Origin of the sequence: Georgenia faecalis (assembly GCF_003710105.1) — a bacterium.
GTDB lineage: Bacteria > Actinomycetota > Actinomycetes > Actinomycetales > Actinomycetaceae > Georgenia_A > Georgenia_A faecalis.
This window is the reverse complement of the sequence record NZ_CP033325.1, coordinates 868366-882244: the sequence shown is the minus strand read 5'-3', so window position 1 is coordinate 882244 and position 13879 is coordinate 868366. Positions and strand designations below refer to the sequence as shown.

Sequence of the window (13879 nt, the reverse complement as noted above, 5' to 3'; positions counted from 1 at the left end):
CGACGGGGCTGCGGGGGTCAGTACAGCGCGCTGGCGAGCGCCCGGCGTGCGGTCATGACCTCGGGCGCCGTGGGGCCCACGACCTCGAACAGCTCGAGCAGCCGCAGCCTGGCGGTCTCGCGGTCCTCGTCGCGCGTCGCGCGGACCACCCGGAGGACACGCTCGAGCCCGGCGCTCGCCTGGCCCGAGGCGATCTCCACATCCGCGGCGCCGAGCTGGGCGGCGACGTCGGTGGCGGGGGCGGCGTCGGCCGCCGCGACGACCGCGGCCGGGTCGTCCGCGGAGGCCCGGATCATGAGCTCGACCTGCCCGAGGGCGGCCTTGGCCTCCTCGTCCGCGGGGTTCTCCTCGATCGCGCGGCGGTAGGCGTCGGCGGCGGCGGGGAGGTCACCGCGGTCGATGGCGTCGAGCGCCTCCGCGTGGAGCGGGGGCAGCGGCGGCTCCTCGGGGGCCTCCTCGACCTCCTCGACCGCCCCCGAGACGACGCCGGCGACACCGCTCTGCGCGGCGACCCGGAGGAGCTCGTCGAGGACCTGGCGGACCTGCGCCTCGGGGTAGACCCCCTGGAAGAGCGGCACCGGCTGCCCGCCGATGACGGCCACGGCGGTGGGTACGGACTGCACCTGGAAGGCGGCGGCGATCTGCGGGTTCGCCTCGACGTCCACCCGGCCGAGCTGGAAGCGCCCGCCGTACTCGCCGGCCAGGCGCTCGAGCAGGTCCCCGAGCTGGGTGCTGGGCTCCGCCCAGGAAGCCCCGAGGACGAGGACGACGGGCACCTGCGTGGAGAGCTGGACGGTCTCGGCGAAGGTCTCCTGCGTGACGTCGACGACCACGGGGGCGTCGATCGCGCCGCCCGCCCCCGTCGGCGCGGATGCCGGGCCCCGGGCACCGGCGGGGCCGGGGGCGCCACCACCAGCCGGTGCCGCGGGTCGCGCCAGGCTCGACAGGTCGACCGCGCCGTGCAGGTTGAGGTGGCTGGGGGGCTGGCTCATCCGGGTCCTTCTCCTCGTTCGTTCACCGTCACGTCCGCGCGGACGTTACTCCTGCTCGACGACCTCGACGAGGATCTGGTCGGCACCGAGCACCTCGATCGGCTCGTCGCTGTCCGCCGGCGGCACGTGGAACGCCAGCGTGACGTCGTAGACGCCGTCGACGGCGTTCTCGACGATCGTGTCGTCACCCAGGAGCGTGCCGATCGAGCCCCCGGCGTGGAGGGTCGCACCCTCGACGGTGCGGCTCAGCGTCAGCTGGGAGCGCAGCGCCCCCACGACGATGGCGCCGCCGTCGGAGGTGGACAGCGCCGCGACGCTACCGGGGATGACCTCGTTGGTGCGTGCGACGGAACCGGCCGCCTCGATGGTGGCGGCGAGGGTGGTGAGCTCCTCCCGGTACGCCGTCTTGTAGGCGTCCTCGGCGAACAGGCCGGCGTTCGCGCTGTCCGGGTTGTTGAGCGTCTCGGCGTACGCGGCGAGAGTCTCGTCGGGCGTCGCCCGCAGGCCCTCGGCGTCGCCGGCCAGCGGCGTGCTGCCGGTCTCCGGGTTCGCGGTGGGCGGCGTCGCCACCCCCGGCAGCAACCGGGTCCAGAGCCACACGGTGTACTGGCTGCGGGCATCGGGCTGGGTGAGGGCGATCAGCAGCGGGAGGTTCGACCCCTCCGGCGGGTGGGAGACGACGAGGACGGTCCGCGGCCACGTGTCGGTCGCCGCCACCACCTCGACCTGGCTGTCCGTGGTGAGCGGCGTGGGTGTGTACTCGCCGTCGGACGCCGCGGCGAGCCGGTACTCCGCCTCCCGCATGGCGAGCGCGGGACCGCTGAAGCGCTCCGCGAGCAGGGCCGGGTCGAGCGCGGCGTCGGCCTCGGCGATCGTCTCGTCGATGTCGGCGAGCACCCGGTCGATGCGGTCCTCGTCGAGGACGGGAGCGGGCGTGCTGGCGACCGGGTCGGGGTCGGGCTGGGGCACCTCGCCGGCGCAGGCGCCCAGCGAGAGGACGACGACGGCGGCCGCCGCCGTCCGTGCGCCTCGGCGCGTCCATGAGTTCGTGGTCATGTCGTCCTCCCCTCGGTGCTCGGCGGCTGGTTCCCGTCCGTGCCCTCGTCGTTCTGGCTGGTCTTGGCCTCGTCGTTCTGGCTGGTGCTGCCGCGGCGGCGCAGGCGCTCCCACCGGCCGCCGCGGACCGCGGTGGTCTCGGTGCTCTCGGTGGCGCCGGGGGTGCCGGTGGCGCCGGGGGTGCCGGTGAGCTCGGCGTCGGCCGCCGCGTCGGCGTCAGCCGCCGCCCGCGCCTGGACGACGGCGGGCTCGTCGGCCGCCTCGGTCTCGCGCGCCGCGGCGGTCTCGTGGGCCGCCGCGTCGTCCGCGACGCCGGCCTCGGTCGCGTCGTGGGCCGACTCGGTGGCGACGATCAGGGTGTCGTCGGCGACGTCGGCCTCGGCCGGGTCGTCCGCGGGCTCGGCATCGACCGCGTCATCGGTGGAGTCGGCGTCGGCGTCGGCGTCGGCGTCGGCGACGGTCGGCCTGGTGTCCGTACCCGCCCGGGTGTCGTCCACGACGACGGCGGTGCCGTCGACGGGCTCGGCGTCGGTCCCGGCCGCAGGCAGCTCGGCGTCGGTCCCGGCCGCAGGCCGCTCGGCGTCGGTCCCGGCCGCAGGCAGCTCGGCGTCGCCGGGCTGCGTGTCGACCTCGGCCCCGTCCGCGACCGGCACCCGGTCCGGCGCGACGGGCACCGGGGGCACCCCGGCGGCCGCCAGGCGCGCGGCCTCGGCCTCCTCGCGCTCGCGGTCACGGAGCTCGCGGCGGGAGAGCCGCTCGCCGCTCGCGGACGCGACGACGGACGTGCGCGCGGTCGTTCCGTCACCGGCGGGACGGCGGGCCTCGCGGGCGGCGCGCGCGTCCAGGACGAGCAGCGTCACCCCGGCAGCCAGCAGCAGGAGCCCGAGGATGATGCCCGGGACGAGCCACGGCGTGCCGGCCTCGCGGCCCCACTCGAGCTCGACCTCCGGCGCGGGCCCGGTGCCGTCCGTGGCCGCGACAAGGCTCCAGCGGCCCGGCATATCGACCCAGTCGAGCTCGACCGAGCCCTCGCCGGTGACCTCCACGACCCACAGGTCGGAGCCCGCCGGCGCGGGGACGCCGGCGGCGGTGGCCGCGTCGGCCGCGTCCGTCGGGGTGGCCGTCGGCGTCGGGGTGGCCGTGGCGCCCGTGTCCGTCGGGTCCTCGGGCGAGGCGGTGACGTCCTCGAGCGTGAGCTCCTCCCAGGACGAGAGCCCGGTGATGCGCACGTGCTCGGCGCCGTCCACCCACGCCTCGACGTCCTCCGTGCGGCCGACGGCGAGCGTCACGGGCTCGTCGTCGGCGGCCGTGGCGCGCACCGTCACCGAGCTCGAGACGGCGTCGAGCACGCCTGCCTCGGTGATGACGACGGGCGCCTCGGGACGCTCCGGGAGGCTGAGGGAGACGATGTCGGAAGAGCGCAGCACGGTCGCGGAGGCGATTGCCAGCACGAGGGCGACGACACCGAGGGCGACAAGTGCGATCGAGACGGTCCGGCGTTTCACGAGTGATGCAGTCCTGACGTCGGGGATCGCCCGCGGGTGCGGACGACATGCCAGGATACGCCGTCCTTTGCCCCGGTGTGTTACCCAACCGTGATCAAAAGGGTGCGGGCGGTACGCGGGGCGCCCGGTGCCGGCCGCTCGCCACGGCCGCCCCCCGCCCTCCGCCGGGCGGGCCGCCCGCCCGAGGGGTCGGGCACCGTGGACGCGGATACGCTGTCGTACTCCGGCCCGGCGACAGGAGGATCCATGACCGAGGACGCCTTCCCGGTGGTCATGCGGGGGTATGACCGCGCCCAGGTCGACCAGCGGATGCACGAGCTGGAGGAGGCGCTGGCGGGGGCCCGTGCCCAGGTGGCGGCCCTGGACGAGCGCACCATGCACCTCGCGGGAGAGCTCTCGGAGGCCCAGCGCACCCTCCGCGAGCACGAGCGCCCCACCTACACCGGGCTCGGCGCGCGCATCGAGCAGCTCCTCCGCTCGGCGGAGGAGCAGTCCTCCGGGGTCGTGGAACGCGCCGAGGCGGAGGCCGCCCGGCACCTGGCCGGCGCCCGCGCCCAGGCTGCCGACCTCACCGACCGCGCCGAGGCCGAAGCCGCTGCACGGGTCGGCGCCGCGCGCCGCGAGGCGGGCGAGATCCTCGAGCGCTCCGGGGCACAGGCCCGCACCACCCTGGACGCGGCGGCCCGCCGCGCCCAGGAGCTCGTCGGCTCGGCCGAGCGCGAGGCCGCACGCATCACGGACGCGGCCCGTCAGGCCGAGGCCACCCGGCGCGCCGGGCTCGAGCATGAGCTGGCCGTCCTACGGGCCGAAGCCGCCACCGCCACCACCCAGCTGCGCGCGGACGCGGAGGCCCAGAGCGCGGCCGTGACGGCGGAGGCCGGCCGGCTCCACGCGGAGGCGAGCCAGGCGCGCAGCGAGGCCGCCGAGCTGCGGGCCGAGGCCCAACGACTCCTCGACGAGGCGCGCGCCGCCGCGCGCCGCACGCAGGTCGAGGCCGAGCAGGAGATCGTCGTCAGCCGGGAGGCGGCCGAGCGGGCGAACGCGGCCGCGCACGCCCAGGCGCGTGCCGCCAGCGATGCGCTCGTCGCCGACGCCGAAGCCCGGGCGGCCGCCGCCGAGGCCCGGGTGGCCGAGGCGCTGCAGCGCGCCGAGGCCGTCCTCACCGACGCCGACACCCAGGCCGCGCACCGGTTGCATGCCGCCCGGGTCGAGGCGGACCGCCTCGCCGCGGAGGCGGCCCAGGCGGCCGACCGGTTGCGGGCCGAGGCACGCGCGGCAGCCGAGGCGGACCGCGCCGCCGCCGAGCGCGAGGTGGCCGCTCTCGCCCGGCAGCGCGAGGACATCGCCGAGTACGTCGCCGGTCTGCGCGGTGCCCTCGCCGAGCACGTCGGCGCCACGGAGGACGCGGCCCCCGCCGCGCCGGGCGGCCCCGCCGACGACCACGGTGCCGCGGCACCCGCCGACCCAGCGGTGGCGACGGAGGCCCCCGACGACGCCGCCGGGGCACCGGCCCAGGACGCTCCCGCCGCGACGGTCGCTGCCCCGACGGTCGCTGCCCTGCCGGACGACACGGCGACCCTGGAGCCGGTCGACGCAACGGCCACCTTCGAGGCGGTGGACGACACGACGGTCATCGAGGCCGTCGACCAGCCTGCGGCCGAGAAGCCGCGCGGCCGCAAGCCGCGGGCCTAGGGTCCGGGCGCCCGCAGCCTAAGGCGCAGCGCGGGCGCGCGCGGCGCACGCACGCGGGCTCCACGGCGCACGCGCCCGGCCGGTGCGGTCAGCGCACCAGCCGCACGCCCGCGACGCCTCCCCAGCGCTCGGCGATCTCGCGGGCGCCGTCCGGCTCGAAGCCGTTGCGGCGGTAGAACGCGTGGGCGCGGGGGTTCTCCTCGGCGACCCAGAGGAAGCACGGGGCGTCCCCGACCGCGGTGTCGAGGAGGGCCTGGCCGAGGCCCGTGCCGTGCTCCTGCGCGAGGACGTAGAGCGCGCGGAGCCGGAGCGGGCGCACGTCTCCCGGGCCGACCGCCTCAGCGACGGCGAACCCGAGGAGCTCCCCCGCGCGCGTCGCCACCCACGTGCTGGCGCCACCGGGGTCGGCGAGCCGGCGCTGCCACCACTCCAGGCCCGTGCGCTCCCGGTCGGCGAGCACGTGCTCGGGCACGGTCCCGGCGTAGGTCTGCCGCCAGCAGGTCGCCTGGAGGGCGGCGAGCCCAGCGGCGTCGTCGGCGGTGGCGGGGCGGATGCGGGCGTGGGGCGCGGTCACGGCGACCAGCGTAGGGCGCGCGTAGCCTGGGGCGATGACGACGAGCTGGTCGGACGATCGGCGCGAGGCCGCGGCGGTGCACGCGGACATGCTCGCCCGCCGGCAGGAGGCCGAGCACGCGCGGGCGCGCGCGCTGCTCGAGCGCTTCGCGGCGGTCGCCCGCGAGAGGCTTCCCGCCGAACCTCTCCGCGTCCGCGGGTACGGCGGCGCCGGCTCGGCGCGCAGCGACGTCACCGGCTGGTACCTGCGGGCGGACCGCGCGGCGGGCCTGGGCACGGACGGCCGGTTCTACGTCCTCACGGCCCCCCTCGGCCTCCGCGAGCGGCTGCGCGGGGTGGAGCTGCGCGAGACCCCGCCGCCGATGGTGCTCGGCGCCGGCGGCAAGGACGGGGAGTCCATCGACCTCCCCGACGCCCTCGAGCGGCTGCTGCCGGGCTGGGACCGCGCCCCGCGGGACTGACCTCGCCGTCCCCCGGGCCCGCTCCTACGGGCGGTGGCCGACGGCGCGGGCGTGCAGGCGGGCGAGGGCGGCGGCCACGGCCGCTGGGTCCTCCACCGCACTGAGGTGGGCGGCGCGCGGGACGACGACCAGCTCCCCGCCGGCCGACAGGCGCTGGACCATCGCCTCGGCCGCCTCCTGCGGGCTCAGGGTGTCCTGCGCCCCGCGCAGGACGAGGCCGGGCACCTCGAGGTCCTCCAGGGCGGTGAGCCGCGCGGGCCGCGCCGCCATGGCCCGCTGCGCCCACGCGATCCCGGCCGGCGGCGCCTGCGCCAGCCACGTCCGCACGCGCGCGACGACGTCGGGGCGCTCCGCCCGCGTCCCGGGCGCCAGCATGTCCTCGAGGGAGCCCGCGACGACGTCGGCCCCCCGGGTCGCCGCCTCGTCGGCGACCCGCAGGCGCTTGGCGCGCGCCTCGTCGGTGTCCGCCTCCGCCTTCGTGTCGAGCAGCCCGACGGCGGCGAGCAGCGAGCGGTGGCGCTCGGCGAGCGCCAGCAGGGTGTACCCGCCCATGGACAGCCCGGCGACGACGGCCCGCTCCACGCCGGCCCCCCGCAGCGTGGCGGCGACGGCGTCGGCGCAGGTCTCGAGCGAGGGCTCGCCGCGCCGCCCGAGCGCACCCGCGACGACGTCGAAGGCGGGCGAGTCCCCGAACCCGGGGGCGTCGAGCGTGAGGACGGGGACGTCGTGGGGCAGGTGCGCGAGGACGCCGTCCCACATCCGCGAGTCGAACGGGAACGCGTGGAGCAGGACGAGGGGGACGCCGTCGGCGGGGCCGTGGCGGTGGAGTGCGAGGTCCATGGCCCGAGGATGGCACCCACCCGCCGGCGGCGCAGCGCACCCCGGACCCGGCCGCCGTCGCGCGCCCCCGCCCCGGGGGCCGCTCCGCGGGGCTCAGCGCGTGGGTCGCCGCCGCCCCGACCAGCACGAGGTGTGCCAGTGCCGACGGTCGGCGAGCGCGGCCTGCGCGCCCAGCAGGTGGTCGGACGGCCAGGCGACGACGTGCGAGACGCCCGGCGGGACGAGCTGGTCGCAGCCCGGGCACCGGTAGGCCTTCTCGGAGCCACGGACCTGCCGGACGACGTACTCCTCGCCGCCGGGCCCGTGCTCGGTGCGGGCGATGCCGCGCAGCCGGTCGGGGTCCAGCGGGGTGTGGCCCTGGCTGTACGGGCGCCGCTGCGAACGACGGGAGGAGGGCACGCCTCAGCCCACCGAGCGCGTCGTCGGGGCACCGGCACGGACCGTGGCGGCGTACCACTGCCCCAGCTCGGTCGGCACGAGGGCGCCGCCCGCCTCGCGGAGCAGCCCGTCCTCGCCAGGGCCACCGACCGCGGGACCGGCGACGAAGCCGCGCACGCCGGCGCCGGCAGCCCCCGCTTCAGCGGTCGCCGCGACGAGCGCGCGCGCGTGCCCGACGGCTGCCGTCCCGGTCCCGGTGAGGGTGGGGACGGCGACGAGCGGGAGCTCGGGGTAGGCGTTGTCGAGGGCCGTGAGGAGCTCGGTGAGCCCCTCGGGGTCCGGGAACAGCCCGTCGGGCCCAGGGCCGGCGACGTGCTCGACGTCGTCGGCGCCCACCCAGGGCGCCCCGCCGTTGCCGGGGCCACGGCGCACGAGGCGGCTGCCGTCGTAGCTCACCCCGAGCACGTCCACCCGCTGCCGGGTCACCTCGAGGTCGCCGGGGCGGACGAACGACCAGTCGCTCGCGCCGACCGTCTGGCGACGCAGGCGCACCGGGTAGCTGCCGTCGAGCACCGGACCGAGGAAGACGTGGTTGCCGGCGGCGTCGATGCGGGCGACCGCCTCGAGGTCGCCCGAGGACGTGGCGTTGGCCGGGTGGGTGACGTGGAGGTCCAGCTCGACGCCGACCACCGCGGCCGCCCCGAGCTCCGCGCGCACGGCGGCGGCCGCGAGGCCGTGCCCGAGGCTGAGGTGGTGCGCCGCGGCGAGGGCCTCCGCGCCCGTGGGGGCCGCGAAGGCGAGGCGCCACGGCCGGGTGAGGGTGGTCCAGGCGGCGACGTCGTCGCCGAGGGCGCCGGCGACCCGGCCGGCGAGCCGCCCGTAGGCCTGCGCCGTCGCCCGGTCGCCCCAGCCCGCACCGAGCGGCGCGTCGTGGCCCAGGGCGATCACCGGGTCGACGCCCGCGCGGCGCAGGGCGCGGGTCGCCGCCCGGAGCCGGTCGAGCTCGCGATCGTCGAGCGGCCCGTCCGGCGCCGGCTGCAGGCGTGCCCAGGACAGGGTGAGGCGGTAGGCGTCGACACCGAGGCCGGCCACGGCCTCGACGACCCGGGGGTCGGGCGTCGCACCGGCGGCGGCCCACCGTAGGGCGGTCACCGTCCCTGGTCGATCCCGCCGCGGAGCACCCGCACCGGGCGCAGCTCCGCATCGGTGACGACGACGTCGGCACGCCGCCCGGCCTCGAGCGCGCCGATGTCGGTGCGGCCGAGCACACCGGCCGGCGTCACAGAGGCGGCGTAGACGGCGTCGACGAGCGGGACGCCGCCGGCCACGCACGAGCGGACGACGTCGAGGAGGTGTGCGGTGCCGCCCGCGATGGACTCCCCGCCGGTGAGGCGCGCGACGCCGTCGGCGACCGTGACGGCGAGCGAGCCGAGCTGGTAGGACCCGTCGGGCATGCCGGCGGCGGCCATGGCGTCGGTGACGAGGAGGACGTTGTCCCGGCCCACGAGCTCGAAGACGGCCCGGCCGAGCTCGGGGTCGATGTGGGTGCCGTCGTCGATGAGCTCGACGAGGAGGTCCCCGTGGGAGGCGGCGGCGAGGAACTCCGGGATCGGCCCGGGCGCGCGGTGGTGCATGGGGTTCATGCCGTTGAACAGGTGGGTGACGGTCGCTCGCGCGGAGCGGGCCCCCGGCGTGCCGGCGAGCAGCTCGACGGTCTCAGCGAGTGCCGCGCGCGTCTGCGCGGCGGTGGCGACGGTGTGCCCGAAGGATGGCAGGGCGCCGCCCGCGACGAGCGCCGCCACCACGCCGTCGGTGCCGCGGACGCCCGGCGCCTCGGGGGCCAGGGTCATGGTGACGACGTGGCCGCGGCCGAGCTCGAGCAGCTCCGCGGTGAGGGCCGCATCCGGCTCCTGGATGGCCGCCGGGTTCTGCGCCCCGCACCGCTCGGCGGAGATGAACGGCCCCTCGAAGTGGATCCCGGCGAGCTCCCCGGCGTCGGCCAGGTCCGCGAGGACCTGCACGCGCTGGCGCAGGACGTCCGGGGTGGCGGTGACGAGGGACGCCACCAGGGAGGTGGTGCCGTGCCGACGGTGCTCGTCGATGGCGACCTGGGCGGTGGCCGCGTCCTCCGCGTCGGGGAAGCTGGCCCCGCCGCCGCCGTGGTTGTGGACGTCCACGAGCCCCGGCAGGACGAGCGCGCCCTCCGCGGCCGGGGCGGCGGCCTCGACGGCCTCCTGCCAGCCGGCTCCCGCGGCGTCGGCGCGCGTGCCGACGAAGGCGATGCGCTCGCCCTGGAGGACGACGACGCCGTCGTCGATGACGGTGGAGGGGGCGACGACGCGCCCGCGGAGGGCGAGGACGGGTTCGGGGGTCATACGCCTATTCTCCCCCCGATGCCGGTGCGCGCCGGGCAGGAGGTCCCGGCCTGCCGGTCCGGACGCGGTCCGCTCGCCCTAGAAGAGCCGGGTGCCGGGGTCGTCCAGGCCGCGCATGGCGTTGTAGTCGAGGACGACGCAGCGGATGCCCCGGTCGGTGGCGAGGACGCGCGCCTGGGGCTTGATCTCCTGGGCGGCGAAGACCCCCCGGACCGGCGCGAGGAGCGGGTCACGGTTGAGGAGCTCGAGGTAGCGCGTGAGCTGCTCGACGCCGTCGATGTCCCCGCGGCGCTTGATCTCCACGGCGACGCTCGCCCCGCCGGCGTCGCGCGCCATGATGTCCACCGGGCCGATCGCCGTCGGGAACTCCCGTCGCACCAGGCGGTGGCCGGGACCGAGGAGGTCGATCTGCTCGGCGAGCAGCTCCTGCAGGTGTGCCTCGACCCCGTCCTTGACCAGCCCGGGGTCGACGCCGAGGTCGAACGTCGCGTCGTGCAGCACCTCGTGGATCGAGATCACCAGGCGGTCGTCGCCCTTGGTGCTCTGCACGGTCCACACCTGGGTGACCCCCGCGGCGCCAGCGTCGGCGTCGGGCGCGGACACCGCCACCTTGCACGGCGGGCTCATCCAGTTGAGCGGCTTGTACGAGCCGCCGTCGGAGTGGACCAGGACCGACCCGTCCGCCTTGACCATGAGCAGCCGGGTCGCCAGCGGCAGGTGCGCGTCGAGGCGCCCGGTGTAGTCGACCGAGCACGTCGCGACGACGGTGCGCACGGATGGTCCTCCCTGGTGGTTGCGGCGTTACGGCGGGTCGTCGGGTCCTTGCGAGCGGGTCAGTCCTCGGAGTAGACCAGCCCACGCTCGCTGGGCGGGGTCGCCTCCAGCCAGCTCGTCATCCCGGCGAACGCCTCGGCCCGCATGGCCAGCTCGAACGTCGCGTCCGCGCAGGCGAAGCGCGCCTCGACGACGTGGCTCGGCCCACCGGGCCGCACCCGCTGGTCCCAGCCCACCAGCACGAGGTCCCGTCGGCGCCAGCGCGCCGCCGGGTGCCAGGAGAGCGAGACGAGCCGGTGCCAGTCCAGGCGGCCGGCGCCGTAGCTCGCGATGCCCGAGCGCCATGCCCCGTCGATCCGGCGGGCGCACTCGAACGAGCCCACGCGCCGGCCGAGGGCGCGGGCGCGCCACAGCAGCAGCGCGCCCGCGAGGACCACGACGAGGAGCAGGGCGAGCAGGACCACACCCAGCCAGCCCATGACGCGTCCGGGTATCAGCGCCCGGCCGCGGCTTCGGTGTCCCCCGCGCGCGGCTCGTCGGGGTTGTCGACGACCACCATGACGACGTCGTCGTCCACGGAGCAGAAGCCCCCGGCGACGTCGACGACCTCCGCCGCACCGCCACCGGTCGGCGTGATGCGCACGTGGCCGGGCCGCAGCACGGCGAGCACGGGCTGGTGGCCCGAGAGGATCCCCATGTCACCGTCGTGGGCGGGCACGCTGACGCCGCTCGCCTCCCCGTGCCACAGCGTCCGCTCCGGTCCCACGATGTGCACGGTCAGCGCCACGTCGCCGTTCCCTTCGTCGTCGTCACGCCGGCTCAGCGGGCTTCGGCCTGGAGGCGGGCCCAGTTGCGCTCGAGGTCCTCGAGGCCGCCGATGTTGAAGAAGGCCTGCTCGGCGATGTGGTCGAAGTCGCCCTCGACGATCTTCTTGAACGCCTCGACGGTCTCCGACAGGGGCACGGTGGAGCCCTCGACGCCGGTGAACTTCTGCGCCATGTAGGTGTTCTGCGACAGGAACTGCTGGATCCGGCGGGCCCGGTTGACCGTGACCTTGTCCTCCTCCGACAGCTCGTCGATGCCGAGGATGGCGATGATGTCCTGCAGCTCCTTGTTCTTCTGCAGGATCGACTTCACGCGCGTGGCGACCGCGTAGTGCTCCTCGCCCACGTACCGGGGGTCGAGGATGCGCGACGTCGAGGTCAGCGGGTCCACGGCCGGGTAGAGGCCGCGCGAGGCGATCTCGCGGGAGAGCTCCGTGGTCGCGTCGAGGTGCGCGAAGGTCGTCGCCGGGGCCGGGTCGGTGTAGTCGTCGGCCGGCACGTAGATCGCCTGGAGCGAGGTGATGGAGTGCCCACGGGTGGAGGTGATGCGCTCCTGGAGCACGCCCATCTCGTCCGCGAGGTTGGGCTGGTAGCCCACCGCGGAGGGCATGCGGCCCAGCAGCGTGGAGACCTCCGAGCCGGCCTGCGTGAACCGGAAGATGTTGTCGATGAAGAGGAGCACGTCCTGCTTCTGGACGTCGCGGAAGTACTCCGCCATCGTCAGGCCGGACAGGGCCACGCGCAGACGCGTGCCCGGCGGCTCGTCCATCTGGCCGAAGACCAGCGCGGTCTTCCCGAGGACACCGGACTCCCCCATCTCCTCGATGAGGTCGTTGCCCTCACGCGTGCGCTCGCCGACGCCGGCGAACACGGAGACGCCGCCGTGGTTCTGCGCGACGCGGTGGATCATCTCCTGGATGAGCACCGTCTTACCCACGCCGGCGCCGCCGAACAGGCCGATCTTGCCGCCGAGGACGTACGGGGTGAGCAGGTCGATGACCTTGATGCCGGTCTCGAACATCTGGGTCTTCGGCTCGAGCTGGTCGAAGGCCGGGGGCTTGCGGTGGATCGGCCAGCGCTCGGTCACCTCGAGGCGCTCACCCTCGACGAGGTTGAGCGGCTCACCGGTGACGTTGAAGACGTGGCCCAGGGTGACGTCGCCGACGGGGACGGTGATCGGCCCGCCGGTGTCGCGCACCTCCATCCCGCGCACGAGGCCGTCGGTGGGCTTGAGCGCCACGGCGCGGATCATGTTGTCGCCGAGGTGCTGCGCGACCTCGAACGTCATCTCGATCGTGCCCTCGTCCTCGCCCTGCGCGCTGAGGTCCACCGTCGCGACGAGCGCGTGGTACATCGGCGGGATGGCGTCGGGCGGGAACTCGATGTCGACCGTCGGGCCGGTGACGCGCGCGATGCGCCCCACGCCGGGCGTGGAGGCGTGCTCGGCGCGGATGTCCGTTGCGGTGGTGCTCATGTTCGTCATCCTTCGTGTTGCTGCCGGCGGGGTCGTGCGCTCAGCTGGCGGCGAGCGCGTCGGCTCCCGAGACGATCTCGGTGAGCTCCTGGGTGATCTCCGCCTGGCGGGCCGAGTTCGCCTGCCGCGTGTACGTGCGGATGAGCTCTTCGGCGTTCTCGGTGGCGGTGTGCATGGCGCTCTGCCGGGCGGCCAGCTCGGACGCGGCGGCCTGGAGGAGTGCGTTGTGGATGCGGCTGCGGACGTACAGCGGGAGGAGCTGGTCGAGCACAACGTCCGCGGACGGCTCGAACTCGTACAGGGGAAGCGGCGCCGCGCCGGGAGGGGTGACACCCTCGACGACCTCGAGCGGGAGCATCCGCCGCACGAACGGCTCCTGGGTGACCATGGAGACGAACTTGGTGAAGACGATGTGGAGCTCGCCCACGCCGCCCTCCCCCGCCGGCGCCTCGAACGCGCTCAGCATCGTCTCGGCGATCTCCCGCGCGAGCCCGGCGCTGGGCTTGTCCGACTCCCCGGCCCAGCTGGCGACGATCCGGCGTCCCCGGAACGTGTAGTAGCTGATGCCGCGGCGGCCGACGACGTAGAGCTCGACCTCCTTGCCCTCCTCGGCGAGCCGCTCGGTGAGCCGCTCCGCCGCCCGCAGCACCGAGGCCGTGTAGGCCCCGGCCATGCCGCGGTCGGCGGTGAGGACGAGGACCGCCACCCGGTTGGTGTCGGTGCGCTCGCGCAGGAGCGGGTGGTCCGTCGTCGCGTGGGTGGCGACGGCGGACACCGCCCGCGTGAGCGCGAGGGCGTACGGGCTGGCCTTGACGGCGCGGTCGCGCGCCCCGCTGATCCGCGAGGCGGCGATGAGCTCCATCGCGCGGAACATCTTCTTGAGCGTCTGCGTCGAGCGGATCCGCTGACGGTAGACGCGCTGCTGCGCGCCCACG

15 protein-coding genes are annotated in these 13879 nt (G+C 76.2%); 2 read left to right on the top strand and 13 right to left on the bottom strand.

Annotated elements, in window-relative coordinates; translation table 11 throughout:
- Window positions 1-17: 17 nt before the first annotated feature.
- Genes EBO36_RS03715 through EBO36_RS03705 form a run of 3 tightly spaced genes read right to left on the bottom strand, consistent with a single transcriptional unit; the run spans window position 18 to window position 3553 of the window.
- The gene (locus EBO36_RS03715) at window positions 18-992 is read right to left on the bottom strand and encodes a tetratricopeptide repeat protein (RefSeq protein ID WP_122823424.1); all 975 of its coding nucleotides are present in this window, start codon (window positions 990-992) and stop codon (window positions 18-20) included.
- A 45-nt stretch (window positions 993-1037) separates the two neighbouring features.
- Window positions 1038-2048, bottom strand: a complete 1011-nt coding sequence (locus EBO36_RS03710) for a DUF8094 domain-containing protein (protein ID WP_122823423.1) — start codon at window positions 2046-2048, stop codon at window positions 1038-1040.
- Complete coding sequence (locus EBO36_RS03705; protein WP_122823422.1) at window positions 2045-3553, bottom strand: hypothetical protein; 1509 nt, start codon at window positions 3551-3553, stop codon at window positions 2045-2047. Before EBO36_RS03705 ends, EBO36_RS03710 begins: the two co-directional genes overlap by 4 nt.
- Window positions 3554-3799: 246 nt before the next feature.
- Between EBO36_RS03705 and EBO36_RS03700 the strand changes: the two genes are divergently transcribed.
- The gene (locus EBO36_RS03700) at window positions 3800-5245 is read left to right on the top strand and encodes a coiled-coil domain-containing protein (RefSeq protein WP_122823421.1); all 1446 of its coding nucleotides are present in this window, start codon (window positions 3800-3802) and stop codon (window positions 5243-5245) included.
- Between the two features lie 88 nt (window positions 5246-5333).
- On the opposite strand, the gene EBO36_RS03695 is transcribed toward EBO36_RS03700, so the two are convergent.
- The gene (locus EBO36_RS03695) at window positions 5334-5819 is read right to left on the bottom strand and encodes a GNAT family N-acetyltransferase (protein ID WP_244925355.1); all 486 of its coding nucleotides are present in this window, start codon (window positions 5817-5819) and stop codon (window positions 5334-5336) included.
- 34 nt (window positions 5820-5853) lie between these two features.
- On the opposite strand from EBO36_RS03695, the gene EBO36_RS03690 reads away from it, so the two are divergent.
- Window positions 5854-6279, top strand: a complete 426-nt coding sequence (locus EBO36_RS03690; RefSeq protein ID WP_122823419.1) for a hypothetical protein — start codon at window positions 5854-5856, stop codon at window positions 6277-6279.
- 24 nt (window positions 6280-6303) lie between these two features.
- Here EBO36_RS03690 and EBO36_RS03685 read toward each other — a convergent pair whose 3' ends face one another.
- The 9 genes from EBO36_RS03685 to EBO36_RS03645 all read right to left on the bottom strand — a co-directional run bounded on the left by EBO36_RS03685 (window position 6304) and on the right by EBO36_RS03645 (window position 13878).
- The gene (locus EBO36_RS03685; RefSeq protein ID WP_122823418.1) at window positions 6304-7119 is read right to left on the bottom strand and encodes an alpha/beta fold hydrolase; all 816 of its coding nucleotides are present in this window, start codon (window positions 7117-7119) and stop codon (window positions 6304-6306) included.
- 93 nt (window positions 7120-7212) lie between these two features.
- Window positions 7213-7518: a hypothetical protein gene (locus EBO36_RS03680; protein WP_122823417.1), complete on the bottom strand. Its 306-nt coding sequence runs from the start codon at window positions 7516-7518 to the stop codon at window positions 7213-7215.
- Between the two features lie 3 nt (window positions 7519-7521).
- Complete coding sequence (locus EBO36_RS03675) at window positions 7522-8649, bottom strand: family 1 glycosylhydrolase (RefSeq protein WP_122823416.1); 1128 nt, start codon at window positions 8647-8649, stop codon at window positions 7522-7524.
- Entirely contained in the window at window positions 8646-9872 is a 1227-nt protein-coding gene (locus EBO36_RS03670) for an N-acetylglucosamine-6-phosphate deacetylase (RefSeq protein WP_122823415.1), read from the bottom strand. The genes EBO36_RS03675 and EBO36_RS03670 overlap by 4 nt, the downstream gene beginning before the upstream one ends.
- 78 nt (window positions 9873-9950) lie before the next feature.
- Window positions 9951-10646 carry an endonuclease NucS gene (nucS, locus tag EBO36_RS03665; RefSeq protein ID WP_122823414.1) on the bottom strand — a complete coding sequence of 232 codons (696 nt, stop codon included), beginning with the start codon at window positions 10644-10646 and terminating at the stop codon, window positions 9951-9953.
- Between the two features lie 59 nt (window positions 10647-10705).
- Complete coding sequence (locus tag EBO36_RS03660; RefSeq protein ID WP_122823413.1) at window positions 10706-11125, bottom strand: DUF2550 family protein; 420 nt, start codon at window positions 11123-11125, stop codon at window positions 10706-10708.
- 14 nt (window positions 11126-11139) lie between these two features.
- The gene (locus EBO36_RS03655; RefSeq protein WP_122823412.1) at window positions 11140-11433 is read right to left on the bottom strand and encodes a F0F1 ATP synthase subunit epsilon; all 294 of its coding nucleotides are present in this window, start codon (window positions 11431-11433) and stop codon (window positions 11140-11142) included.
- A 32-nt stretch (window positions 11434-11465) separates the two neighbouring features.
- Window positions 11466-12944, bottom strand: coding sequence for a F0F1 ATP synthase subunit beta (gene atpD / locus EBO36_RS03650; protein WP_122823411.1), 1479 nt, complete (start codon window positions 12942-12944; stop codon window positions 11466-11468).
- Between the two features lie 40 nt (window positions 12945-12984).
- Complete coding sequence (locus EBO36_RS03645; protein WP_122823410.1) at window positions 12985-13878, bottom strand: F0F1 ATP synthase subunit gamma; 894 nt, start codon at window positions 13876-13878, stop codon at window positions 12985-12987.
- Window position 13879 lies beyond the last annotated feature (1 nt).